Below are 23,780 nucleotides of genomic sequence, written 5' to 3' on the forward strand. Positions count from 1 at the left end.
CGGCCGGTCACCACAGAATCGAGCCGCTGTGGTCGCTCACGTCGGCCGACGTGGTGGCGCGGTAGTGGTACGTGTGCGGCGGCTCGTGGGGCTTGCCGTGCTCCTCGCACCACCACGTCTTGCCGCCGGATTCCGCGCGAACCTTGACGCACGCCGGGCAAGGCGGCTCGGGCGCGAACGCGGCGTCCTCCGCGGGATCGTGCGTGTAGGTCTTGGGCCGCATCACGAGCACCGGACACCCGGCGTGGCGCACGACCTTCTCGGCGACCGACCCGATCAGCCACCGCTTGAGCCCGCTGCGCCCGTGCGTGCCGAGGACGATCACGTCGGCGGCGGCTTCGGAGGCGAGCGCCAAAATCTCCTGCGCCGGGTGGCCGATGCGCGCGTGGACGAACAGTCGCAGGTCCGTCGGAGTCGGCTTGGGAATGCGGCGATCGGCCAGCTTCGTCGCCTCCTGCTGCATTCGCTCCGCCGTCTCGTACGTCGCCCGCATGCCCTCCTCGAGCACGGCGACGACGTGCAGGTCGGCGTGCGCGTGGTTGAGCGCGGCGGCCACCGCCTGCTCGAGCGCCAGCTCCGCGAGATCGGAAAAGTCATAGGCCACGACGGCCGTAAACCGCTTGTCTTGCTCGTTGGACATGGTCGCCCTCCTCGCTTGTATCACCAACTGTGCCGCAGCCGCGACTGCATCGGCGTCGTAGCCGCCGTGAGCCACCACGTCGGGCTCGACCGGTGGCTCGTAGGGAACGCCGACGCCGGGCAGGTCGGCGATCCGTCCCTCGTCGGCGGCAGCGTACAGCCCCTTGACGTCGCGGCGCCGGCACTCGTCGAGCGGCGTCGCGACGTACACCTCGACGAACCGCGGCGCCTGCTCGCGCGCGCGGTCGCGAAATCGCCGCTCGTGCGCGGTCGCGGCGACGACCGCGACGTACCCGAGGCGCGCGATGTCCGCCGCCATGCGCGCGAGCGCGCCGTAGAACGCGTCGCGCGCGGCCTCACCGTAGCCGAGGTCGGGCATCAACTGCGCCCGCACCTGGTCGCCGTCGAGCAACTTGACCCGCACGCCGGCGAGGGCGAGCTGGTCGTACAACGCGCGCGCGAACGTCGACTTGCCGGATGCCGGCAGCCCGGTGACCCACACGACCGCTCCCTTGCCCCCTGGCGTCATCGGAACAGCTCCTCGGCGAATTCGGGGTCGACGCGCTCGGCGTCCAGCACGCGTTCGGCCAGGCCGAGCAGCGCGTCGCGCTGGCCGCCGGTGAGGCGGGGATACCAGCGCGGGTTCGCGAGCACGAGCGCCCGCCACGCGAAGTACGGCGGCGCGACCTCGACCACCTCGCGGTCGCCGGATCGATCGAGATACGTGCGCCACAGCGCGTACCACATGCGCGAAAACGCGGGCGCCCACGTTCCCGGGTGCGTGAGCGCGAAGAACACGTAGTTGATCGCGAGGCACGTGACGTCATCGGCCGCGTCGCCGCGACAGCCACGGCTCGCGTCGAGCAACGCGATGTTTCCGCGGTCGTCGAACAGGATGTTGAACGGATGGAAATCGCCGTGGACGCGGCACAGCCGGTCGTGACGGCCGCGCAACTTCCATCGCCATCCGGCGACTCGCTGTTCGAGCTCCGCCAACCGGTCGAGCGGCGCACCCGGCACATCCGGCGGATAGCCGTCGACGATGCCGTAGACGCCCTCGCCGTGGCCGACCAGGTCGCGGATCGCGCGCGCGTACGCCGCCGGCGGGCCGCCGCGGTCGCGGTGCAACGCCGCGAGGTAACGCGCAAGATGGTCCACGCGATCGAGGTCGGCGTCGTCCACGGCCGCGCCGGCGGCGATGCGGCGCAACTCGTCGGCGTACAGGCGCCCGGGCGCGTAGTCGGTGACGACGTAGAACTCGCCGCAGTCGCGCAGCGACCGCAGCCGCCCGTGCCGATCGACCGCGCCGACGTCGATGGCGGCGACGTGGTCGGGCACGGCGCGGTAGCTGTCGAACGCGAGCAACATCTGCGCCGCGCGGTCGGACCGCCGATCGTGGCCGAACTCGTTGGCGGTCGCCGTGTGCAGGACGAAGTCGCGCCGGCAACCGTCCGCCTCGCGCACCGACAGCCGCAGCGCGCGGCCGTAGCCGAAGCCCTTTTCCGTGCGATCGGCGGCCGCGTCGTCGCCCAGCGGCTCCACCGAGAGCAACGCCCCGCCGGGACACAGCTCCTGCACGAGCGCGTCGAGCGCCGGCCGGCGCAGCTCGCGAGGCGCGGTCACTGGTCGCCCTCCCGCGCGCGCTGGTCGACGAAGCCGCGCAGCAGGTCGGTCGCGGTCACGATGCCGACCAGCTTGCCGGCGTCCACCACGAGCAGCCGATGAACCTGGTCGGCGAGCATGATGCGCGCCGCGTCCTCGAGCGGCGCACTCGCGTGGATCGACAGCACGAACGGGCTCATCACGTCCGCGACGCGCCCGCTGCCGACCGCCACGCCGTCCGACAGCTCGACCTTGTGGCCGCGGTCCAGCCGGTAGTACAGCGGATAGCCGTCCCGCTCGCTGCGATCCCGGTCCGGGTCGACGAGATCCGACAGGCTCACCACGCCGACCGGCCGGCCCGAGGGACTGACGACCGGAGCTCCGGTGATATGGCGACTGGCGAGCAGGCGGCACGCCGTCTCGAGGCTCGTGTCCTCGGCGACGGCATACACGTCGGGCGTCATCACGTCGGCCACCGTGAGCGTCCGTCCGCGCGCGTTGGCTTCGCTCGTCATCGCACACCACCTCCCGTCGACCCGCGCAGCAAGTTCGAGGCCAGCGCAACGCGACGCGTGCGCCCCTCGACGAGGAAAACCTTGCGCCGGCCGCCGGCATCCCCGCAATCGTTGCGCACGCCGACTCGCGCCGGAGGCCGCGCCTCCCGCGCCGGCGCCGGTGCGCCGCGACGCGTCACGCCGTCAGAACAGCCCGAACCCGGGCTGGATCGGATAGCCGCCGCCGGACACGATCGTCGTGAACCGGCGTTCGTCCGTGCCGGCGCGATGCGCCTCGCAGAACCACACCTCGCCGTTGGACGTGCGGCGCGCCTCGACGCACGCCGCGCACGGCTCCTCGCGCGCCTCCTCGTCGCGGTACGCAGCATAGTCGGGCGGTTGCACCAGCCACACCGAGCACGGCGCCATCCGCGCGATGCGCTCGGACACCGAACCGACCAGCCGCGATCGGCGACCGCCCCAGCCGTGCCGGCCGAGCACGATCAGGTGTGCCTCCGTCTCTGCCGCCACGTCGAGGATCTCCTCCCACGGCACGCCGGCGCGAACGTGCAACGTGACGTGGACGCCCTGGTCGGCGGCGAGGTCGGCCGTCGCCTCCTCGGCGCGCGCGCGCAGATGGGCCTCCATCTCGTCCATCCGCGCGTCCTGGTCGGACGTCTTGGCGAAGATCCCGCGCCCGATCGACACGACGCCGACGACGTGGACGACCGCCCGGTCGTGCCGGCGCGCGAGGTCGATCGCGTGCTGGAGCACGACGTCGGTCATGTCCGACCCGTCGACGGCGGCGACGATCACGTAGGGTGGCACGTTGGCTTCCAGTTGCTGCGACATCGACGACCTCCTGTCGAGCGCCACCACGCGCGGCGCCTGCTGACCTTGTGTGCACTGGTCGTGCCAGCGTCAACCGCGGCGCCGCCGCGCGGCGGTGCGCACCCCCGCTCGCGTCGTGCCAGCGTCCCCGCGGAGCGGCCGCCCGCTCGCGACCGGCGCGCTGCGGCCGAGGTGCCACCGCGGGCGCGGAGCCGGCGCCGGACACGCGACGGACTGCCCGAGCGGCGTCGCCGGCAGGTCGGCGCGCGCCGCCGGTGCAGGCGGCGCGCCGCCGCACGACCAGGACAGCACGATCGCCGCAGCCCAGCGCATGGCAGATGCTAACGCACCGCGCGCCGAACGGGTCGACCGCGGCCGCGCGCCGCTACACGAGCAGCGGGTCCGCCGCGATGTCGACGACGGCGGGACCGGTCGCCTCGATCGCGTCCGCGAGGGCGGCATCGAGTTCGCCCGCGCGCGACACCCGCGCAGCCCGCGCGCCGCAGTCCTCCGCGTAGCGGGCAAAGCTCGGATTGGTCAGCCCCGTCTCCCACACGGGCCAGTGGCCGGCGCGCTGCTCCTTCGAGATCTTGCCGAGTTCGCCGTTGTTGAGCAGCACCAGCGCGATGTCCATACCGTACTTGACGGCCGTATTGAGTTCGCCCATGTACTGGCCGAAGCCGCCGTCGCCCGCGACCGCGATCACCTTGCGCCCGGCAAACCGCGGGTCGCGCCCGCGCGTGGCCGCCCACGCCCCGAGCGCAGCGGGATACGCAAAGCCGATCGACCCCAGGTAGCCCGACAGCACGACGGACTGGCGCTCGCACTCGAAGTAGCGCCCGAACGAGTACGCGTTGTTGCCCACGTCGACGGCGACGATCGCGTCGGCCGGCGCCGTCCGCGTGAGGGCGGCGAACACCGCGGCCGAGCTCACGCCGGCGCCGCGCTCCTCCGCGAGCCGCGCGCTCTTCTCGCGGCGCCAGATGGCCCACCGCGCGGCGATCTCCGGCCGCTGATCGACGGTGTCGACCGCGCCGCCGATCGCGTCGCGCCACGCCGCGACCGTGGCCGCGACGTCGCCCCATACCGGCACGTCGACCGGATGAAACCGTCCCAGGCGCAACGGATCGCGATCCACCTGAATCGTCGGCTTCTTCGGCGTGATGCCGGTGTGGTTGCTGAAGCTCGCGCCGAGCACGACGAGCAGGTCGCTCTCGTTCATGAACCAGCTCGCCACCGGCGTGCCGCTGCGGCCCAGCACGCCGCAGCCGCACGGATGGCTGTCGGGAATCTGCCCCTTGGCCTTGAAGGTCGTCACGACCGGACACCGCAGCTGCTCGGCCAGCGCGATCACCTCCTGCATCGCGAACCGAGCGCCGTGGCCGGCGACGATCACCGGTCGCCGGGCCTTGCGCAGCAGCGCCACCGATGCGTCCACCGCGTCCGCCGGCGGCGCGATCGCGCGCGAGCCGATGCGCCCGGTCGGGCTGCCAGCCGGAGCATCCGGCCGCGGCACCACCTGCACGTCGTCGGGCAACACGAGGTGCGCGGGACCGCCGGCCACGATCGCGTGCTTGCAGGCGAGCGTGGCGAGCTCGGCGACGTCGCTGTCCGCCGCAGCCTGCGCGCGCCACACCGCGACCTGGCCGAACGCGTCGACCAGGTCGACCTCCTGAAACGCGCCGCGGCCGATGAGCGGCGTCGGCACCTGGCCGGTGAGCGCCACCACGGGTGCGCCGTCGACGCGGGCGTCCCACAACCCGGTGAGCAGGTTCGTCGCGCCGGGCCCCGCGATCGTGAGACAGGCGGCGGGTCGCCCCGTGAGCTTGCCGTACGCGGACGCGGCGAACGCCGCGGCGCCCTCGTGGCGGATGCCGTAGTAGCGCAGCTCGCCGGCCTCCTGGCGGCAGCGCAGCGCGTCCGCCATGCCCAGGTTGGAATGGCCGACCATGCCGAACGCGGTATCGACGCCCCACGCGACCAGGGTCTCGGCGATGACGTCCGCCGCGGTGCGCACGCGCTCGTCATCCTCCTCGACGCCGACGTAGACGCCGTCGTCGCGCACCTCGATCGGAAACGTGGGCACGCCGTCGTCGTAGCCGCCCGGGGGCTTGCCGGTGAGCGGATCGAAATCCCACCCGTGCCACGGACACCGCAGCATGCCGTTTTCGATCGCGCCCTCGCCGAGCGGCCCACCCTGGTGCGGGCACCGGTTGTCGAGCGCCGCCCACTGGCCGCGGTAGCGCACGAGACAGACCGTCTCGCGGCCACACGTCACGGACATCACTCGGCCGTCCGCGAGCGCGTCGCGTTCGGCCGCCTTGTACCAGACTCGCTTTTTCGCCATCGCTTGCGTCCTCGGTGGGGGGTGCCGGGCTATCGGATGCCGGCGCGCGCGGCCGCCGCCCGGCTCACGGCTGCACGCCCGCGTAGGGCACGCCGGCCAGGCAGTGCAAGTCGCGATTGCAGGTGACGAGGTCGGCCGGCGACAGGTCGGCCAGCCGCGCGTGCCCGCAGGCGCGCGCCAGCGCGCTCATCCACCTCGGCTCCGATCGTGAAGCCGGGGCGACCGTCGCCATGCGTCGCGCGCGCCGGTCGCATACGCGGCGCCACGCGCGTGCCGCGCGACCGTGCGGCCGATGGTCCCGGCCGCTGGCGTCCGCGGTGCATCACGCACTACCGACGCGACGCGCCGCCCCGAGGTTACACGCCGCGCCCGCCGGCATCGGGCCACGGCTGCGATCACGGCCGCGGTCCGTTCCGCGCCTGCGCTGCGGGCGCGTGTGTTCATGCGCACCTGCGCTGCGGGCGCACCCCGCATCGCGCAACCTCGCTGGCGCCCCCGCGTGCATCCGCCGCTAACGCGGTCGCGCGGTCGACCGCGCGCCCCCGAGCCACTGGCGCGCGCAGTCGACCGCCCGCCCCAGCAGGGTCTGTGCATCGGTGGGCGACTGCACGGTCGCGAGCACCGACGCGAGTTCGTTGGCCATCTGCCGCGCGCTCGGAAACCGCTCGCGCGGCGCGACGGCCAGCGCGCGGTGCACCACCTGCGCGAGCGCCACGGGGACGTCGGGGCGCACCTGCTCGATCGGGCGGACCTCGCCGCGACGGATCTTGGCGAACACGTCGACGTCGCGCTCGCCGTCGAACAGCGGCGCTCCGGCCAACCCCTCCCACAGCACCGAACCCGCGGAAAACAGGTCCGACAGGACCGTGGCGCTGCGCCCCATCGTGATCTCGGGCGCCAGATACGACAGCTTGCCCTTGACCGTGCCGGGCGCGGTCAAGCTGTGAATGCGGTCCATCGCGCGCGCGAGGCCGAAGTCACTGAGCTTCACGATGCCGTCGCGCCGCAACAGGATGTTTTGCGGCGAGACATCGCGATGGATGACGGGCGCCGGCTGGCCCGTCGGCCCGCGACGCTCGTGCGCGGCCGCCAGGCCGCGGAGCACGCCGACGCCGATCGCGGCGACGAGCGGCCACGGAATCGGATGACCCTGGGCGCGAAACGCGCGCACGAACGAGCCGAAATCGACGCCGTCGACCCACTCCATCACCAGGTAGTACGACTTCTCGTCATCCTGGCAGAAGTCGTAGACCTGCACGATGTTGGGGTGTTGGAGGTCGGAGCCGACGCGCGCCTCCTCGACGAACATGTCGATGTAATTTTTGATCGCGCGAAACTCGGCCTTCATCTTCTTGACGGCGACCTCGCGCGAAAACCCCGCCGCGCCGTACATGCGCGCGCGCCACACGGTCGCCATTCCGCCCTCCCCCGCCAGCTCGCGCAACTCGTACTTGCCCGCGATCACGCGGCCGACGTTGTGCTGCAGCGATAGGCGGTCGCCCGTCACGTCGCCTCCCGCCCGACGCGCAGCCGACACCGCGCACCGCCGACCGCCCGCCCGTCGCGTCCCCGTTGCGTCGTCATCGGCATCGCAAAGCGGGCGCCATCGTACCACCGCCGGCGCCGCCCCTCCCTCGCGGCGAGGTCTATAATGGCGCGGACGTGAAGGACACGGGGGACGCGGAATTCGGCGGGACCGACCGGTTCGCCGTGCGCCGGCGGATCGGCGCCGGCGGAATGGGCATCGTGTACGAGGCCCACGACCGCGAGCGAGACGCCCCGGTCGCGCTGAAGACCTTGCGGCGCATCAACGCGCAGGGGCTGTATCGGCTCAAGCAGGAGTTTCGCGCGCTGCGCGACCTGCAACACCCGAACCTCGTGTCGCTCGGGGAGTTGGTCGAAGACGGCGGCCACTGGTTCTTCACGATGGAACTGGTGCCCGGGCGCGACTTTCTGTCGTACGTCCGCCCGCGCGCGCTCGCGTCCGGTAGCCTGTGGGCCGCGCCGGTGCTGCCGAGCGCGCTGCGCGACACCGTGCGGGACACCGCCGATTTCGCCCGCCCGGCGTTCGACGAAGATCGCCTGCGCGACGCGCTCGGCCAGCTCGCCCGCGGCCTGCGCGCGCTGCACGGCGCCGGCAAGGTCCATCGCGACATCAAGCCGAACAACATCATCGTCACCGACCAGGGGCGCGTCGTGTTGCTCGACTTCGGCCTGGCGCTCGACACCACCGACGCGGACGACTCGACCGAGCAGGCCGTCGTCGGGACCGTCGCGTACATGGCGCCGGAGCAGGCGGCGTCCAAACCGGTCGGGCCGCCGGCCGATTGGTACAGCGTCGGCGTGCTGCTGTACGAGGCGCTCACCGGCGAGGTCCCGTTCGACGGCGCCGCGCTGTCGGTCATGATGGAGAAGCAGCGCACGCCGCCGCGGCCGCCGTCGGAGCTGGTGTCCGGCATCCCGCCCGACCTCGAGCGCCTGTGCCTCGATCTGCTCGCGTTCGATCCGGCCGCTCGACCGGACGGCGACGAGGTGCTCCGGCGCCTGGCGCTGCCCGTCGGCGACGACGCATCGCCGCCCGCGCGCGCGTCGTCGTCGCTCGCGTCGCCGCCGTTCGTCGGCCGCGCGCGCGAGCTGGACGCGTTGCGCGCCGCGTTCGAGCGCACGCGGGGGGGCGCGGGCGCGACCGTCATCGTCGCCGGCGAGTCGGGCGTCGGCAAGACCGCGCTCATCCACCACTTCACGAGATCGCTTACCTGGGAGGGCGAACCGGTCGTCGTGCTGCGGGGCCGCTGCTACGAGCGCGAGAGCGTACCGTTCAAGGGGCTCGACGGCGTGGTCGACGCCCTGTCTCGGTTCTTGCGCCGGCTGCCTCGGTCGGACGCCGCGGGCATGCTGCCGCGCCACGCGTCGCTGCTGCCGCAGATCTTCCCGGTGCTCGGCCGGGTCGAGTGCATCGCCGGCGCGCCCCGGCCGTTGCAGCCGATTCAGGACCCGCGCGAGCTGCGGAACCGCGCGTTTGGTGCGCTGCGCGAGCTGTTCTGCAAGCTCGCCGAGCGGTTCCCGATCGTCGTGGTCATCGACGACTTGCAGTGGACCGACGCCGACAGCTTGCTGCTGCTGGGCGACCTCGTCCGGCCGCCCGACGCGCCGCCGCTGCTGTTGATCGCGTCCGTGCGCAGCGAAGCCGCACACGTGGTCGACTCGATTCCCGGTCCGGTCATTCGCATCCACCTCGACCGCCTGCCGCCGGACGAAGCGCGCGCTCTCGCCGAACAGCTGCTCGCCCGGCGCAACCTCGACCGCCGCGACGCGATCGACGCCATCGCCGACGAGGCAAACGGCCACCCGCTGTTCATCGACGAGCTGGTCCGCCACGCCGCCGACTCGACCTCCGGGGACAGTTCGATCAGCCACCTGCGCCTCGACGAGGCGATCCTCGAACGCGTCGATCGCCTCGACGCGCGCAGCCGGCGCCTGCTCGACCTCGTCTGCCTGGCCGCCGCGCCGATCTCGCAAGCGGTGCTGGCGCAGGCGGCCGAAGTACCGGGGGCGGATGCGTCGCGCGATCTCGCCACCCTGCGCGTCGCCAACCTCGTGCGCGCCGCGCGCGCGTCCGACCGCTACGAGCCCTACCACGACCGCATTCGCGAGGCCGTGTCGTCGGTGATGGCCGATGACCGGCGGCGCGCGTACCACGCCCGACTGGCGCTGGCGCTCGAGGCGTCGGACGACCCGAGCCGTACGCCCGAGGTGCTCGTCTACCACCTCGAAGCGGCCGGGCGGGTCGCCGACGCCACCGCCCACGCCGAAGAGGCGGCCCGCCGCGCCAGCCACGGTCTCGCGTTCGAGCGGGCGGCCGAGCTGTACCGCACGGCCCTGCGCCTCGGCGACTACGACGCCGACAAGCGCCGCAAGCTGCTCATCGCGCTGGGCGAGGCGCTGGCCAACGCCGGCCGCGGGCCGGAGTCCGCCGAGGTGAACCTGCAGGCCGCCGAGGGCGCGGACCCGACGACGCGCCTCGAGTGCCAGCGCCGCGCCGCCGAGCAACTGCTGATCAGCGGCCACATCGAGCGCGGGCTCGACGCGCTCGAGCGCGTCCTCGCGGAGATCGGCGAGAAGCTGCCGAAGACCCCCGCGCGCGCCCTCGCGTCGGTGTTGTGGTCGCGCGCGCGCTTGCGCCTTCGCGGGCTCGACTTCACCGAACGGCACGAGTCGGAGATTGCGGCGCACGTGCTCACCCGCATCGACGTCTACAAGAGCGTCGCCCACGGCCTCGGCGTGGTCGACACGATCCGCGGCGTGGACTTCCAGCACCGCGGCCTGCTGCTCGCGCTGCAGACGGGCGAACCGTTTCGCGTCGGCCGCGCGCTGCTCGAGGGCGGCGCGTACCTCGCCGTCCAGGGGGGGCGCGCGGTCAAGCGCGGGCGCGAACTGGTCCACCGCGCCGCCGACATCGCCGAACGAACCGGCGACCCGTACCTGAAGGCGCTCACCGCCGGGGTCGACGGCGTCGCGAGCTACTACGAGGGACGACTCCGGCCTGCATACGAGCGGCTGCGCACCGCCGAGACCACGTTCGTCGAACAGACCCACGGCGCGACGTGGGAGCTGAACACGGTCCGCCTGTTTCGCATGTTCGTGTTGCGCCGCCTCGGCTGGTGGACCGAGATCGCCAAGTGTTTCGACGACTACGTCCGCGACGCCATGCGCCGCGGCGACAACCACATGGAGACGTCGCTGCGCTGGTCGTGCAACGACGTGTGGCTCGCCCGCGGCGACGTCGACCAGGCAAAAGCCGATCTCGAGTCGAAGACGTGGCTGCCGCCGGAAGGTCGGTTTCACCTACAACACTTCTACGCGCTGCGCGCCCGCGCCGAGATCGCGCTGTACACGGGCGAGGCGCGCGGATTTCGCGAGCGCATGGCGGACCAGTTCCGCGCCCTGCGCCGATCCATGCTGTTGCGCATCCACGACGTGCGCGCGGAGGTTCACTTCGCGCTGGCGCGCTGCGCGCTCGTCGACGGCGACCTGCGGACGGCCGCGAAGCTCGCGCGCACGTTGCGCGACGACGGCGTATCGTTTGCGGTCGCCTGGGGCATCCTGGTCGACGCGATGGTGCTCGCGGCGAGCGGCCAGTCGGCCAAAGCGCGCCGCCGCCTGCGCGAGGCGATCCTGTTTACCGAGGAAGTCAACATGCGGCTGTTCAACGCGGTGGCGCGCCGCCACCTCGGCCGGCTGATCGGCGGCGCCGAGGGCGATGCGCACGTCGCCGCGGCCGACCGCGTGTTCGCCGACGAGTCGATCGCCGAACCGGAGCGGTTCGCCGAAGTCTGCTGCCCGTTTGTGGCACAATCCGCGCGTGGCACTGCATGACGACGTCCGCTGGCTCGGCGCGGCGCTCGGCGACGCGATCCGGCGACTCGCGGGCGAGGACGTCTATCGCGCGGTGGAGGCGCTGCGCGTCGCGTGCCGCGCGCGCCGGCGTCACGAGCCCGATGCGCCGTCGCTCGACGCTCTGCGCGCCGAGGTGGACGCGATGCCGCTGTCGCTGGCGGCGCAGGTCGCTCGTGCGTTCGGCGTCTACTTCTTGTTGATCAACACCGCCGAACAGGTCGACCGCGCGCGCCGGCGCCGCGCACACCAGCGCCGCCATCACGCCGAGCCGCCGCAACCCGGTTCCGTGCATTGGGCGATCGAGGAGTTGGCTCGCCGGGGCAAGACGGCGGCGGACGTCGCCGACGCGCTCGCGCGCCTGGACGTTCGGCCGGTTCTCACCGCTCATCCGACCGAGGCGACGAGGCGCACGCTGCTCGGCCTACAGGCGCGCGTCGCGTCGCTGCTGCTCGATCGCGACGACGCGTCCGACGTCGAGCGCGCTTCGATCGAGCGCGACCTCGAAGCGGAGATCGAGCTATTGTGGCTCACGTCGGCGGTGCGCGCCGATCGGCCGCAGGTCGCCGACGAGATCGGCACCGTGTCCTGGTATCTCGAGGACCGGTTCTTCGCCGCCGCCGGCCGCGTGGTCGGTCGCGTCGAGGAAGCCTACGAGGCGGTGTTCGGGCGCCCGCTCGGCGACGTGCGGCCGCTGCGGTTCGGCAGTTGGGTCGGCGGCGACCGCGACGGCAATCCGTTCGTGACCCCGGAGGTCACGGTCGCCGCGTCGCGGCGCAACGCGTGGGCGCTGCTCGGCCGGTACGTCGACGCCGTCGACGACCTGATCGAACGGCTGTCGCTGTCGAGCCGCGTGGCCGGGCCGTTTTCCGAGTTGCGCGCGTCGCTCGTGCGCGACCGCGAGGACCTGCCCGACGTATGGGAGGCCAACCGACGCCGCGATCGAGACGAACCGATCCGACTGAAGCTGAGCTTCATGCGCGCGCGGCTCGAAGCGACCCGCGCCGCGATCGCGGCCCGCTATGCCGGGCGCGAGCCCGTCGACCTGGCAGCCACCTATCCCGATGCGGCGGCATTCGAGCGCGACATCCGCATCGTCGAGGCTGCGCTGGCCGAAGCCGGCGCCACCCGCTCCATCCGCGCACACATCCGCCCCTTGCTGCGCCGGCTGCGCATCTTCGGTTTTCACGGCTACCTGCTCGACGTTCGCGAGGACGCCGCCGTCCACACCGCCGCCGTCGATGCCATCGCGAGCGCGACCGGCACCGACCTGTCGACCACCGATGCGCTCACCGGCGAGCTGCTCAGCCGCCGCCCGTTGGTCGGCCCCAACGTGCCGCTCGACGCCGCGACGCGGCGCACGATCGACGTGTTTCGCGCGATCGACCGCATTCAGGACGAGGTCGACCCGGACGCCGCACAGACCTACATCGTGTCGATGACGCGCGGCGCCGACGACCTGCTGCGGGTCCTGTTGTTGGCGCGCGAGGTCGGCCTCGTGGACCTGGCCGGCGATCCGCCGCGATCGCACATCGACGTCGTGCCGCTGTTCGAGACGCGAGCCGATCTCGTCGCGGCCCCCGCGATCGTGCGCGCGCTGTTCGACAACCGGGCATACGCGCGCCAGCTCGCCGCGCGCGGCCGCCGCCAGGAGATCATGATCGGCTACTCCGACTCGGCCAAGGACGCGGGCATCCTCCCGGCGGCGTGGTCGCTGTACCGCGCGCAGACGGCGCTGGCCGACCTGTGCCGCGACGCCGGCGTCGCGTTGACCCTGTTTCACGGCCAGGGCGGCACGGTGGGTCGCGGCGGCGGTTCGCCCGTGTACCGGGCGCTGACCGCGCTGCCGCCCGCCACCGTCGACGGTCGCATCAAGATCACCGAGCAGGGCGAGGTCATCTCGCAGAAGTACGGCCTGCCGCCGATCGCGCGCCGCAGCCTCGAGGTCGTGATCACCGGCACCCTGATGACGTCGTTCGACGACTGGCGCACGCGCGTCGAGCCGGGCGAGGTGGACCGGTTCTTCGCGACCATGGAGCGACTAGCCGAACTCGCGCTGCCGGTGTTCCGCGCGCGGGTTCACGACGACCCGCTCCTGTTCGAGCTGTTCAACCGCTGCACGCCCGTCAAGGAGCTGGCGAACGTGCACTTCGGATCCCGCCCCGCATACCGGGAGCGCGGCGCGGGCACGATGAAGGGCATCCGCGCGATCCCGTGGGTGTTCGGCTGGACGCAAATCCGCCTGATGTTGCCCGGGTGGCTCGGCGTCGGCACCGCGCTCGCCGAGGTGGCGGCCGAACCGGGCGGCCTCGATCTGCTGCGGCGCATGGCGCGCACCTGGCCGTTTTTCGACGACCTGCTCGCGAAGATCGAGATGGTCTGCGCCAAGGCGGACCCGGACATCGCCAGGCTGTACGTCGCGGCGCTCGGCGGCGACCCGCGGTTCGACGCCCTGCTCGACGACCTCATCGCAGAGTACCGCCGCACGGTCGACGCGCTGCTCGCGATCCGGCAGACCGATCATCTGTTGTCGGATCAACCTCAGCTTCGCGTGGCACTCGCCCTGCGCGATCCCTACATCGACCCGCTGTCGCTGTTGCAGATATCGCTGCTGTCGCGCAAACGCGCCGCAGCCGCGGACTCCGCCGACCTCGCCATGATCGACCTCGCGCTCAGCTCGACCCTCAACGGCATCGCGCAGGGGCTCAAGAACACCGGATGAACGACACCGACAAACTGGCATTCGAGAAGATGGTCGCCGGCCTGTTGATGAACGCCGTCGCGCAGGAGCAGCGCCACGTCATGCGCTGCGCGGCCCGGCGCGGGATGGCGCTCGACGCCGAGGCCACGGTCGACTACGTCTACAGCGAGACGCTCGCCAACGTGATCAAGCGCTTCCCGGCCGAACTGGCCGGGCCCCTGCGCGCGATGCTCGACGGCGACGCGCTCAGGAGCGCGATGCGCGCCGACCTGCGCCGCCACGCCGACGCCGACTGGCTGCGATGACGGCGACGGCGACGGCGATCGCGGCCGCTGCCGGCGGCGAGCCGCCGCCGCCGCGACAACCGCACCCGGCCGGCGCCGGCAGGACCGTGACCGGGATCGACACCTCGGCCGTCTCCGGCGGCGCGCCGTCGTCGGTCACCGCGACGACGATGGCATCGGGTCCGTCGTAGTCGCCGTCGGCCGTGTACGTCACCGTGCCGTCGGCCGCCACCTCGGCGTCACCGTGCGCGGGAGGCGTGGCGATCGCGAACGTGTGCGAGTCGCCGGGATCGGCGTCGTTCGGCTCCACCACGGTGTCGGCCGTCTCGCCCGCGACGACCTCGATCGCGACGGCCGTCGGCGCCGGCGGGAAATTGCACACCGGCTCCGGCAAGTCGACCCCCGCGGTCTGCTCGATCCACTCGACCACCGCGTCGGCGCGCACGTAGATGCCGCCCTGACCGCACGGCTGGTCGCCGATCGGCAGCCCGCGCGACGTCACGCCGACGAGGAAGTCCCCGCGCGGGGTCAGCAGGTACAGCGGCCCGCCCGAGTCGCCGTTGCACGAGTCGACGCCGTCGCCGCCCGCGACCAGCTCGCCGCCCGGGCTCACGGCGCCGTTGCACCCGTCGGTGTCCGAGCAGTCCGCGTCGGAGATCGTCGCGGTCGCCTCCTGCAGCAGCGGCGTGAATCCGCTGGCATCCGGCGTCGTCGCGCCAAACCCGACGATCGCGACCTGCGACCCGTCCGCGATGAACTGGTCGCGCGCGCAGCCGTGCGCGATGACGCGCGGCTCGACCGAGGCGTCCGACGCGAGCACGAGCACGCCGACGTCGTAGGTGCGGTACGACTCCGGGTACGCGGTTTCGTCGACGACCTCGATGCGCTCCCCGCCGCTGCGCAAATCGTTGGACCCGACCATCACCGACGTCACGCCACCGATGCAGTGGCCCGCGGTGAGCACGACGTTGGGCGCCACCAGCGTGCCGCTGCACCCGGCCTGGTTGCCGAAGTACACGGCGGCCGCGTCGGGCCACTTGCCGGCGGGCGCGTCGGTGCCGCCCACGACCTGCGCGCTCGCCGCCGCGGGAAACACGAGGCACGCGGCCGCGATCCATGCTTGTCGAGCCATGCGGCCATGTTCCCACAACCCGGACCGCGCGGCGCGTCCCGATCGATCCGACGGTGCGGCGCATCGCACGGCCGGCCCGGCAAGCCTGCGACACGGCGGCGGTGCGCGTCGGCCGGCCGGCCGACGCCCGCGATTGACACATTCTAACGTGGCGCCAGTTGGAACCCGCACGCCCCGGCCGGCGCGTCCAACCCCAGGCCTCCGCCGCGCATCCCTGCAATCTCGCGCCGGCGCTCCGCGGCCCACGACTTGCACGGACACACGGTATGCGTCCACGTCTGATCGATGTCGCCGTGGCCGCCGGGTTTGACTCCGAGTTCGCCGCCGACGCCGCCGCGGGTCCGGGCGAAGACACCGACGTCGACGCGTTCGGCGACGACACCCGCGTCGATGTCGCGTGTGCGGCGAACGTCCCGCACTCGACGCCGAGCGACGACACCCGCGTCGATGTCGCATGTGCGGCGAACGTCCCGCACTCGACGCCGAGCGACGACTGCGAGCGCATCGAACTGCGCGCCGCCGTGCGCGCCCTCCGCGAGCGCCTCGACGAACGCGCGCGCGAGGTCCACGTCGCCGCCGAGCGAATCTGCGAACTCGAACAGCAGGTCGACGCCTCCGAAGCGCGGGCGCGCGCGCTGGAGGCTCGCGTCGCCGGCGCCGAGCAACGCGCCGCGGCGCTGCGCGACGACCTCGCCGCGGCCCGCGCGACGATCGAATCGCTGCGCGACCACGCGCGAGCCATCGCCGCTTTGCACGAGCGGCAGCTCCGCGAGCAAGAGGCGCGCGCCGCAGGGGCGGTCGCCGCCCTGTTCGTGCTGTTTTCGCACACCCTTCGGTGACGGCACGCCCGCGCCGCCGTCACCGACAGCCGCGGTCGGCGGCGGGGCACTTGAACCGCACGTGCAGGTGATCGGCGTGCGCGGGCACGTGGCGGATCAGACCCCGCGGCGCGCCGCGCCCGTCCGGGTACTGAAACAGCCGCCGCACCTCGTCCCGCGGCACGCCGTGCGCCAGCGCCCACCGATACAGCGCGCGCTGCAAGCGATAGTCGAGGAACATCCGCTCCACGCCGCCGTCGTCGTCGGCCGTCGCGGCGAGCGCCGAAATCAGCGCCCACGTCGCCGCCAGGTCGAGCGTGCGCGGGCTCGCCGGTACGAACTCGTTCGGATAGCGGCGAGGCTTGCGCACGTAGTACAGCCCGAGATCGACGTCGCGCCCGGACTGATGCGAGCGATGACCGGAGATGCGGCCGCCGCGACGGGCGGACAGGTCGCCGATCGCCAGCGCGTGCGCGCGGGGATGGCGGCGGCGCACAGCGGCGACCGCGCGCCGGACGTGGGCGACCACGTGTGCCGCGGCGTACGCCCGCTCCGGGCGGCGGATGACGTACCCGGGCCCCGCCACGAGGCGCGCGGCGTTGCGCAGCCGGCCGGCATGGGGACGGCCGACGCTCTGGCCGAGCGCCGGCGGGATCGGGGCGCGGTCGCCGAGCGGCACGACGAGTGCCTGGCCCGGCCGGATCAGCGACCCGGCCAGCGCGTTGTCCGAGCGGATCGCTTCCACCGTGGTGTCGTAGCGGCGCGCGATCGCGTACAGGGTGTCTCCGGCCGCGACCCGGTGGACCACCGACCCGGCCGCCGCCGCCCTCCGGCGCGCCGGACCGGCGGCGCCGAAAGGCGTGCCCCGCGTACTCGTCGATCGCGCGGCAGGCGCGGGCGCGCGCGACGCGGAAACCGAGCCGCGGCAGGCGGGCACGCGCACGCGATCGCCCGGCAGGATCCGGCTGCCGGCCGCGCCGCGGGCGCGAAGGATCTCGCGCGGATCGCAGCCGTACCGGCGCGCGATCGCCCACAGCGAGTCGCCGGGCGCGACGACGTGAACGACGCCGCCGGCCGTCCCCGTATCCCCCGACCGCGGCGCGCCGGCGGGCACGGCCCCGCGGGTCGCCGCGGCGGCCGCGCGGGCGTCGCCGCCGTCCGCATCGCTCGCGGTGTTGGCTCGCGCGACGCCACCGGCCATCCACGCCAGGGCCACGACGGCCCACGTCCCCCGTGCCGATCGCATCGCCCGCCACGATACCCGGCCGGCCGGCGATCGCCAAAAAAGTTGCACGTGCTCCCGTTTTGCGCGCGACGGCCCGCGCGTTTTCCCGGCATTTGTCGGGACATCCGGAGGCAGTGCCACAAGCCGGAGCGCGGCCGTCGTCGTCGCCGCCGAAGCGCGCGCCAGCACCGCCATCCGCATCCCGCTCGCAATGGGGGATTCCCCTGATAGAATCGCGAGCCAGCGGGGTAGCCGTGTTGCGTTGGAGGACGAGACCTCGCCGCGAGGGCGAGACCTACGTGGTGCTCGAAGGCGACCTCACCGAGCGCGAGTCGCTGCGCGACCTGCACGTCGACACGCCGCGCGTCGTGCTGAACCTCGCGCGCGTCCGCTACATCAATTCGGAAGGCAGTCGCCGCCTCCTCCAGTTTCTCGACGAGCTGCCCGCCACGGACGTCGTCGCGGAGCTGGCGCCGCCCGCGGTCGTCGACCTGCTCAACCTCGTGCCGGCGCTCGCGAGCAAGCTGTCGGTCACCTCCGTGATCGTCCCGGTCGAGTGTCCGAACTGCCTGACCGAGGGCGACGTGCGCGCGCGCGTCACGCCCGGCCGCGTTCCCGAGGTCGACCTGCCGACCTGCGACGAATGCGGCGCGCGGATGGAGATGGCCGTGCTCCCGGACCGCTACTTCGCGTTCCTGACCGCGTGACCTGCGCGCGGCCGTACGGCGCCCCCGACCGCAGCGGCGCCGCAGACTGGGTTTACTTCTTGCGCCGACGCGCCCTGCTCGCCGCCACACCCGCGTCGCCGGCACCGTCGTCGCGGGCCCCGCGCGGCGCCTTGCCCAGCCACGGCAGCCAGTGCAGCAACCCTCGCCGCTGCGGCTGCCCCGGCTTGGCCCCCTCCACCGGCGTGAGCTGCGCGGACTCCACATCCTGAATCGGCGTCTCGTCGGCCGGATCGTGCGTGCGCCGCCCGATCGCGAGGTTGGCGCGCGCCTCGACCACTTCGCGACCGAGTTGCACGTGGAGGTCGCGGCGCGCTCGGTGCTCCTTGAGCACCAGCGCGAGCTGGCGCGCCATCTCCCGCACCGACGGGTAGCGGTCGGCCTCGTTCGCCGACAGGGCGCGCATCACCACCGCGACCAGCCCCTTCGGCACGTCAGGCCGCAGCGGCCGCAGGGGCTGGATCTGCGCCTCGCGCATCTTCTTGTAGACCTCGAAATCGGTGGCGCCGTCGAACAGCCGGCGGCCGACGAGCGCCTCCCACAGCACCGTGCCCGCCGCGAACTGATCCGTCGCGGGGGTGGGCCGCGCGCCGGCGACCACGCCGGGCGACAGGTAGGAAATCTTGCCCTTGACCACGCCCGGCTCGGTGAGATCCTTGCCGCGGTCCCGCGCCAGCGACAGGCCGAAGTCGATCAGCTTGACGCGGCCGAACACGTCGAGCAGCACGTTGTGCGGCGACACGTCGCGATGGACGATCGGCGCCCGCTTGCCGTCGTCGGTGACGCGCTCGTGCGCGGCCGCCAATCCGCGAAGCATGCCGATGCCGACGGCGGTGACCAACTCCCATCGCGCCTTCGTCCCGCGCTCGGCGCAATACTTGATGTAACTGCCGAGGTCGATGCCCTCGACCCACTCCATCACGATGTAATAGTTGCCGCCGTCTTCGACACAGTCGTAGACCTGCGGAATGTTCGCGTCGTTGAGCGCCGCACCGACGCGCGCCTCCTCGAAGAACATGTCGACGTAAGCGGGCTGCTCGCACAGATGCGGGTGCATCTGTTTGACCGCCACGGTGCGCTGGAAGCCTCCAGCCCCCGAGACGGTCGCGCGCCAGACGGTGGCCATGCCGCCCCTGCCGGCCGGCTCGACCAGTTCGTACTTGCCGCCGATCACCCTGCCGGCGGCGACCGCTTCGCTCCCGCGCGCCAAGGCCCAGGCTTATAGCACAGCGCCGATCGTGGTCGTGCGGCGACAGTGTGGTCGAAGCGCCACGCGGGGTGTCGGGCAAGGCTGCGACGGCGCGCCCCGGTCGTGGCCCCGCGATTGCTTGGGAGACGGCCATGCGCGCACTGATGTGCCTGGTGGCGGCGACCGCCGGCTGCGCCGGCTACACCGCCGGATCGTTTCGCGGATCGGCCGGACCGATGGAAGGCCAGCGGCGTACGGTCGGGTGCCTCGACGTGGCCGTGGCGCACGCGTTCGACCCGGCAGCGGTCGGCCCCGTCGCCCGCATCGCGATCGCCAACCGCTGCGACCGCGCCGTACGGGTAGACCTCGGCGCGATCCGCGCGGTGGGGCGCGGCCCCGGCAACCGTGCGGTGATGCTCGTGCCATACGATCCGCGCGGCGAAATCCGCCCCGCGGCGATCGAGGCGCGAACCACCGCAGTCGAGTGGATCGAGTACCAGCCGCCCGGCGGCCGGCCGGATCTGTTCACGCAGTGGTGCCTGGACCTGGCCGCGATCGACGCCGCGCGGCCCAGCGATCGGCCGGTGCGGGTGTGCTTCGCGCACGGGGGTGCGGCGTGAAGGCGGGCGCGACGGCCACCGTCGCCGCGGCGGTCGCGACCGTCGCCGCTGCCGTCGTGGCGGCGCCCGGCGGCGCGGTCGCGGGGCCGTGCGGCGGCTCGTCGGGCGGCGGCTCGTCGGGCGGCGGCTCGTCGGGCGGCGGCTCGTCGGGCGGCGGCTCGTCGGGCGGCGGCGACCAGAGCGCACCGCCGCCGTGCGTCGACGCGAGCAGCGTCGTGGGGCGCCGGACCTGCACTCCGTTCGCGGCGTGGGACGTGTCGCGCGTACCGCGCCTGGCCGTTGCCGTCGGAACCTCTGTGCGCGCGCTGGCGCCGGGCACGTTCAGCGGTGCGGCCGAACACGACCGCGCCCTTCCGTACACCGCGCGCCTCGCGCCCGACGCCGGCCGCGCCGCCGGCGGCGCCGTCGACCTTCGCGTCACGGGTCGCGTCGGCGACCGCGCCTTCGCGGGAGTAGAATCGAGCATCGGCGGAGTCGGCGTGCGGTCGCCGCGGATCGCCGCGGCGCCGTCCCAGCAGCTCGACCCGGCCGACACGGCGCTATTCGTGCAGGCCGGAGCGATTGTAGGAGCAACGATCGGTGTCGGCCCGGTGGACGTCAGCGCCGAGGCGCTCGTCGGCGCCCGCTGGCTCGGCCTGTCGATGACGAGCCGCTACGGCGCCTGCGTCACGACATCCACCGCGTGGGCGCGCGCTCCGGTGGTGGAAACCCGCGCAGTAGTGGCGGCCTGGCTGCGCCCGTGGACGCGCGCCGGCGTGTGGATCGGCACCGACGTGTTGGCCGACGGCGCGATCGCGGCCGGCGTCACCTTGTCCGGCCACCTGCGCGCGTTCGACGCCAGTCGGTGACGCGAGCGCGGCCGGCGCGCCCCGCGCGCGCGCGGCCCGCCTCCACCGCGCCGGCGCCACGGCCCGACGGCTTCGACTACTTCCAGGTCAGGTCGAACGTCGCCGCGCCGCGTGCCCCGACGGTGACCGTGCCGGTCTTGCTGCCGAGCGTCTCGTGCCAGACCTTCACCTTGTAGGTTCCCGGCGGGACGCCGTCGATATGAAACGACCCGTCCTCGCCGGTGACGGCGTGATACGGGTGGTCGAACACGACCACGTACGCGGACATCCACGTGTGGCCCGCGTCGCACTTGACGCGGACGACGCCGACCTCGTCGAGCGGGCGCTGAAATCGCATGCCCTTGGTCGGTTGCGCGACGTTGAACATCGTCTCCTCGCCGTGAAACGCATGGACGTTGTGCAGCACCGCGTCGCTGTTGGTGACCACCAGCGTCGCGCCGACCGCCGCCGTCTGCACGTGCGGCCGGTACACGCAGCCCTGCTGGTCCACCGTCACCGTCGCCGGCTTCGCGGCCCCCTTGGCGCCCTCGATCGACACGACCGCGTTGGCGAGTCCGCCCGCGGCGCCGACTCGGAGCGACTCGTCGTAGATCGGCTGCTTGCCGCACACGTGGGCGTCCTGGCGCACGGCCACCTTGGCGGGCGCGGGCGCGGTGCCGGCGTAGCGAATCGTGCCCCGAACGGTGCCGGCGTGCGCGGCGCCCGCACCGGCGGCGACCAGCGCGGCGGCGGCAATCGACAGGTACGGCTGCGACATGCGGGTACTCCTCGGCGTTGGACGCCCTCGATTCGAGCCGATTCAGCGCCGGGGCGCAACCGCCGGCGGACGGAAGCCGCGCGGACCGCCGGCGCGACGGCCAGCCGCGGTCCTGCAGGGTACTCGGGCGACCGGCGGCGGGGACCGAGCCCCCGGTCGCATGCATGCGATCGCTTTGTCTTCGATACCTTGCGGTCGAAACGCCTTGTGCACGGGGCTTGCAGTAGGGGCACGCATGGACATCGCCGCCGCCGGATCGACCGACGCCGAGGGGCCGGAGCGCATCGGCCGCTACGAGGTCATCCGGCGGATGGCCGTCGGCGGAATGGCCGAGATCTTTCTGGCCCGCGCGACCGGCATCGAAGGCTTCGAAAAGCGCGTCGTCGTCAAGCGCATCCTGCCCCACCTGGCCGACAGCCCCGAGTTCGTGTCGATGTTCCTCGACGAGGCGCGGCTGGCCGCGACTCTCCACCACGCGAACATCGCCCAGGTCTACGACATCGGCATCGACGGCGACAGCTACTTCTTCGCGATGGAGTACATCGAGGGCAAGGACGTGCGCCACGTTCGCAAGCGACTGCGCCGGCGGGGCGAGTCGCTGCCGCTGCCGCACGCGCTGCACATCGCACTCGGCGTGGCCGCCGGGCTGCACGCGGCGCACGAGCGGCGCGGCCACGACGGCCGGCCGTTGCACATCGTTCATCGCGACGTGTCGCCGTCCAACGTGCTGGTCACGTTCGACGGCGGCGTCAAGCTGATCGACTTCGGCATTGCCAAGGCGGCGCAGCGCACGACCCACACGCGCACCGGCGTGCTCAAGGGCAAGTCGGCGTACATGTCGCCCGAGCAATGGCTCGGCGAGCCGGTCGACCGGCGCAGCGACGTGTTCGCGCTCGGAATTTTGCTGTACGAGCTCACGGTCGGCCACCGCCTGTTCAAGAAGGGCGCGGAATACGAGGTGATGCGCGCGTTCGTCAAGGGCCGGTCGCCGCTGGCGCACGCGTTTCCGGACGGCTATCCGGCCCAGCTGGAGCGGATCGTGCGACGCGCGCTCGCGCGGTTTCCCGAGGAGCGCTATCCGACCGCGGCGGCGATGCACGCCGACCTCGAGCGGTTTGCCTACGACGAGCGATTGCACGTATCGCCGTTCGCGCTGGGCGAGTTCCTCCAGCGGCTGTTTCCCGACGAGGGACCCATGGCCGACGGCGCGCGTCCTCAGTCGGTGCTCGCGCCCGACAGCGGCCCGGTCATCCAGCGGCGGCGCCCGATCTCGCCGGCACCCGAGCCGCGCGCGCATACGCTGCGCGGCACCGGCGAAGTGAGCTCCGCCGAGCTGACCTGCGGCGAGTTCGAGATCGTCGAGGGGACCGAGTTCCGCGCGCTGTCGCCGTTCGACATGTCGGCCGACGATGTGGCGCTCGGGCCCGTCCATGTCGCCGACGGCGGCGACTGGTCGGCCCTCGAGCAACCGGCCGGCGAGATCACGACGCCCGCGCGTCCCGGGTCCGAGTCGTCGACGATGGCGACGCTGCCGCGCACGCGCGTCGACGTGCCGGCGACGCGGGTCGGACCGCAGCCCGAGCCAGACGGCGTGCCGGCGACGCGGGTCGGACCGCGGCCCGAGACTCACGACGTGCCTGCGCCTCGCGTGCTCGCCGCCCGGCCGCCGAGTCGAGCGCGACGCGTTGCGGTCGCCCTGGTCGCGGCGGCCGCAATCGCCGGCGGGTGGTGGACGCTCGACCAGGTCGCGCGACGGCGCGCGGCGGCCCCGGTGGCCCGGCCGGACGCGACCGCGCCGGCGGGCGACGCGACGGCGCGCACCGGTGCGCCGGAGCCACCGGCGGCCGCGTTCGCCGCGCGCCCGAGGCGATCCGCCCTGCCGGCACCGGGTGCGACGGCGCCCGCCGAGCAAGCCGCAGCCGGCGGCGCGGCCGAGGGCCACGCCACCGCCCGCGCGGCCGAGGTCCACGCGACCGCGACGCGCAGCCGGCGCCCCCGCCCCCATCGCCGGCGCGCCGCGGTCCCCCGCAAGCGGACTGGAACCGCGCCTGCCTCCGTCCCCGCGGTCGCCGATGTACCCAACCGCGACCGCGCCGCAGCGGAAGCGACGTCACCGGCAGCCAGACTCGCCGGCGTGCGCGCAGCGAGCGCCCGCGCGGCCGAAGCGACCGCCG

General features: G+C 73.2%; 19 protein-coding genes. 8 read left to right on the forward strand and 11 right to left on the reverse strand.

Going from position 1 to position 23,780, the window contains the following annotated elements:
- Positions 1–7: 7 nt before the first annotated feature.
- From D6689_18850 to D6689_18880, 7 genes are all read right to left on the reverse strand, one after another.
- Positions 8–1,168, reverse strand: coding sequence for an adenylyl-sulfate kinase (locus D6689_18850; protein RMH38698.1), 1,161 nt, complete (start codon positions 1,166–1,168; stop codon positions 8–10).
- Entirely contained in the window at positions 1,165–2,244 is a 1,080-nt protein-coding gene (locus tag D6689_18855) for an aminoglycoside phosphotransferase family protein (GenBank protein ID RMH38717.1), read from the reverse strand. The genes D6689_18850 and D6689_18855 overlap by 4 nt, the downstream gene beginning before the upstream one ends.
- Positions 2,245–2,258: 14 nt before the next feature.
- Positions 2,259–2,756: a CBS domain-containing protein gene (locus tag D6689_18860; GenBank protein ID RMH38699.1), complete on the reverse strand. Its 498-nt coding sequence runs from the start codon at positions 2,754–2,756 to the stop codon at positions 2,259–2,261.
- A gap of 183 nt (positions 2,757–2,939) precedes the next feature.
- Positions 2,940–3,587, reverse strand: coding sequence for a universal stress protein (locus tag D6689_18865; GenBank protein RMH38700.1), 648 nt, complete (start codon positions 3,585–3,587; stop codon positions 2,940–2,942).
- A 69-nt stretch (positions 3,588–3,656) separates the two neighbouring features.
- Positions 3,657–3,899: a hypothetical protein gene (locus tag D6689_18870; protein RMH38701.1), complete on the reverse strand. Its 243-nt coding sequence runs from the start codon at positions 3,897–3,899 to the stop codon at positions 3,657–3,659.
- 52 nt (positions 3,900–3,951) lie between these two features.
- The gene (locus D6689_18875; GenBank protein RMH38702.1) at positions 3,952–5,913 is read right to left on the reverse strand and encodes a thiamine pyrophosphate-binding protein; all 1,962 of its coding nucleotides are present in this window, start codon (positions 5,911–5,913) and stop codon (positions 3,952–3,954) included.
- Between the two features lie 511 nt (positions 5,914–6,424).
- The gene (locus D6689_18880) at positions 6,425–7,420 is read right to left on the reverse strand and encodes a serine/threonine protein kinase (GenBank protein RMH38703.1); all 996 of its coding nucleotides are present in this window, start codon (positions 7,418–7,420) and stop codon (positions 6,425–6,427) included.
- A gap of 155 nt (positions 7,421–7,575) precedes the next feature.
- On the opposite strand from D6689_18880, the gene D6689_18885 reads away from it, so the two are divergent.
- Genes D6689_18885 through D6689_18895 form a run of 3 tightly spaced genes read left to right on the forward strand, consistent with a single transcriptional unit; the run spans position 7,576 to position 14,313 of the window.
- Positions 7,576–11,289 carry a serine/threonine-protein kinase PknK gene (locus tag D6689_18885; protein ID RMH38704.1) on the forward strand — a complete coding sequence of 1,238 codons (3,714 nt, stop codon included), beginning with the start codon at positions 7,576–7,578 and terminating at the stop codon, positions 11,287–11,289.
- Positions 11,174–14,029: a phosphoenolpyruvate carboxylase gene (locus tag D6689_18890; GenBank protein RMH38705.1), complete on the forward strand. Its 2,856-nt coding sequence runs from the start codon at positions 11,174–11,176 to the stop codon at positions 14,027–14,029. Before D6689_18885 ends, D6689_18890 begins: the two co-directional genes overlap by 116 nt.
- Positions 14,026–14,313, forward strand: a complete 288-nt coding sequence (locus tag D6689_18895; GenBank protein RMH38706.1) for a hypothetical protein — start codon at positions 14,026–14,028, stop codon at positions 14,311–14,313. The genes D6689_18890 and D6689_18895 overlap by 4 nt, the downstream gene beginning before the upstream one ends.
- Here the strand turns inward: D6689_18895 and D6689_18900 are convergent.
- Positions 14,255–15,880 (reverse strand): serine protease, encoded by a 1,626-nt coding sequence (locus D6689_18900; GenBank protein RMH38707.1) that lies wholly within the window; start codon positions 15,878–15,880, stop codon positions 14,255–14,257. The genes D6689_18895 and D6689_18900 overlap by 59 nt on opposite strands.
- Before the next feature lie 65 nt (positions 15,881–15,945).
- On the opposite strand from D6689_18900, the gene D6689_18905 reads away from it, so the two are divergent.
- Positions 15,946–16,263, forward strand: a complete 318-nt coding sequence (locus tag D6689_18905) for a hypothetical protein (GenBank protein ID RMH38708.1) — start codon at positions 15,946–15,948, stop codon at positions 16,261–16,263.
- A 19-nt stretch (positions 16,264–16,282) separates the two neighbouring features.
- On the opposite strand, the gene D6689_18910 is transcribed toward D6689_18905, so the two are convergent.
- Positions 16,283–17,668, reverse strand: coding sequence for a LysM peptidoglycan-binding domain-containing protein (locus D6689_18910; GenBank protein ID RMH38709.1), 1,386 nt, complete (start codon positions 17,666–17,668; stop codon positions 16,283–16,285).
- Positions 17,669–17,769: 101 nt separating this feature from the next.
- Between D6689_18910 and D6689_18915 the strand changes: the two genes are divergently transcribed.
- Positions 17,770–18,174: a hypothetical protein gene (locus D6689_18915; protein ID RMH38710.1), complete on the forward strand. Its 405-nt coding sequence runs from the start codon at positions 17,770–17,772 to the stop codon at positions 18,172–18,174.
- Positions 18,175–18,226: 52 nt separating this feature from the next.
- On the opposite strand, the gene D6689_18920 is transcribed toward D6689_18915, so the two are convergent.
- Positions 18,227–19,402: a serine/threonine protein kinase gene (locus tag D6689_18920; protein RMH38711.1), complete on the reverse strand. Its 1,176-nt coding sequence runs from the start codon at positions 19,400–19,402 to the stop codon at positions 18,227–18,229.
- A gap of 131 nt (positions 19,403–19,533) precedes the next feature.
- Between D6689_18920 and D6689_18925 the strand changes: the two genes are divergently transcribed.
- The gene (locus tag D6689_18925) at positions 19,534–20,001 is read left to right on the forward strand and encodes a hypothetical protein (protein ID RMH38712.1); all 468 of its coding nucleotides are present in this window, start codon (positions 19,534–19,536) and stop codon (positions 19,999–20,001) included.
- A complete protein-coding gene (locus tag D6689_18930; protein ID RMH38713.1) occupies positions 19,998–20,849 on the forward strand; it encodes a hypothetical protein in 852 nt (283 codons plus the stop codon). Before D6689_18925 ends, D6689_18930 begins: the two co-directional genes overlap by 4 nt.
- A gap of 76 nt (positions 20,850–20,925) precedes the next feature.
- Here D6689_18930 and D6689_18935 read toward each other — a convergent pair whose 3' ends face one another.
- Positions 20,926–21,606, reverse strand: a complete 681-nt coding sequence (locus D6689_18935) for a hypothetical protein (protein ID RMH38714.1) — start codon at positions 21,604–21,606, stop codon at positions 20,926–20,928.
- 235 nt (positions 21,607–21,841) lie between these two features.
- Here D6689_18935 and D6689_18940 point away from each other — a divergent pair.
- A partial coding sequence (locus D6689_18940; protein ID RMH38715.1) for a serine/threonine protein kinase occupies positions 21,842–23,780 on the forward strand: 1,939 nt, incomplete at its 3' end.

The sequence above is a fragment of the Deltaproteobacteria bacterium genome, from assembly GCA_003696105.1.
Classification (GTDB): Bacteria; Myxococcota_A; Polyangia; order Haliangiales; family J016; genus J016.

What these genes read in the sequence shown, in the direction of transcription:
- D6689_18850 (RMH38698.1), bottom strand. Translation starts at nt 1,168, where the DNA reads ATGACGCCAGGGGGCAAGGGAGCGGTCGTGTGGGTCACCGGGCTGCCG.
- D6689_18860 (RMH38699.1), bottom strand. Translation starts at nt 2,756, where the DNA reads ATGACGAGCGAAGCCAACGCGCGCGGACGGACGCTCACGGTGGCCGAC.
- D6689_18865 (RMH38700.1), bottom strand. Translation starts at nt 3,587, where the DNA reads ATGTCGCAGCAACTGGAAGCCAACGTGCCACCCTACGTGATCGTCGCC.
- D6689_18870 (RMH38701.1), bottom strand. Translation starts at nt 3,899, where the DNA reads ATGCGCTGGGCTGCGGCGATCGTGCTGTCCTGGTCGTGCGGCGGCGCG.
- D6689_18875 (RMH38702.1), bottom strand. Translation starts at nt 5,913, where the DNA reads ATGGCGAAAAAGCGAGTCTGGTACAAGGCGGCCGAACGCGACGCGCTC.
- D6689_18890 (RMH38705.1), top strand. Translation starts at nt 11,174, where the DNA reads ATGCGCACGTCGCCGCGGCCGACCGCGTGTTCGCCGACGAGTCGATCG.
- D6689_18895 (RMH38706.1), top strand. Translation starts at nt 14,026, where the DNA reads ATGAACGACACCGACAAACTGGCATTCGAGAAGATGGTCGCCGGCCTG.
- D6689_18900 (RMH38707.1), bottom strand. Translation starts at nt 15,880, where the DNA reads ATGCGACATCGACGCGGGTGTCGTCGCTCGGCGTCGAGTGCGGGACGT.
- D6689_18910 (RMH38709.1), bottom strand. Translation starts at nt 17,668, where the DNA reads ATGCGGATGGCGGTGCTGGCGCGCGCTTCGGCGGCGACGACGACGGCC.
- D6689_18925 (RMH38712.1), top strand. Translation starts at nt 19,534, where the DNA reads ATGCGCGCACTGATGTGCCTGGTGGCGGCGACCGCCGGCTGCGCCGGC.
- D6689_18935 (RMH38714.1), bottom strand. Translation starts at nt 21,606, where the DNA reads ATGTCGCAGCCGTACCTGTCGATTGCCGCCGCCGCGCTGGTCGCCGCC.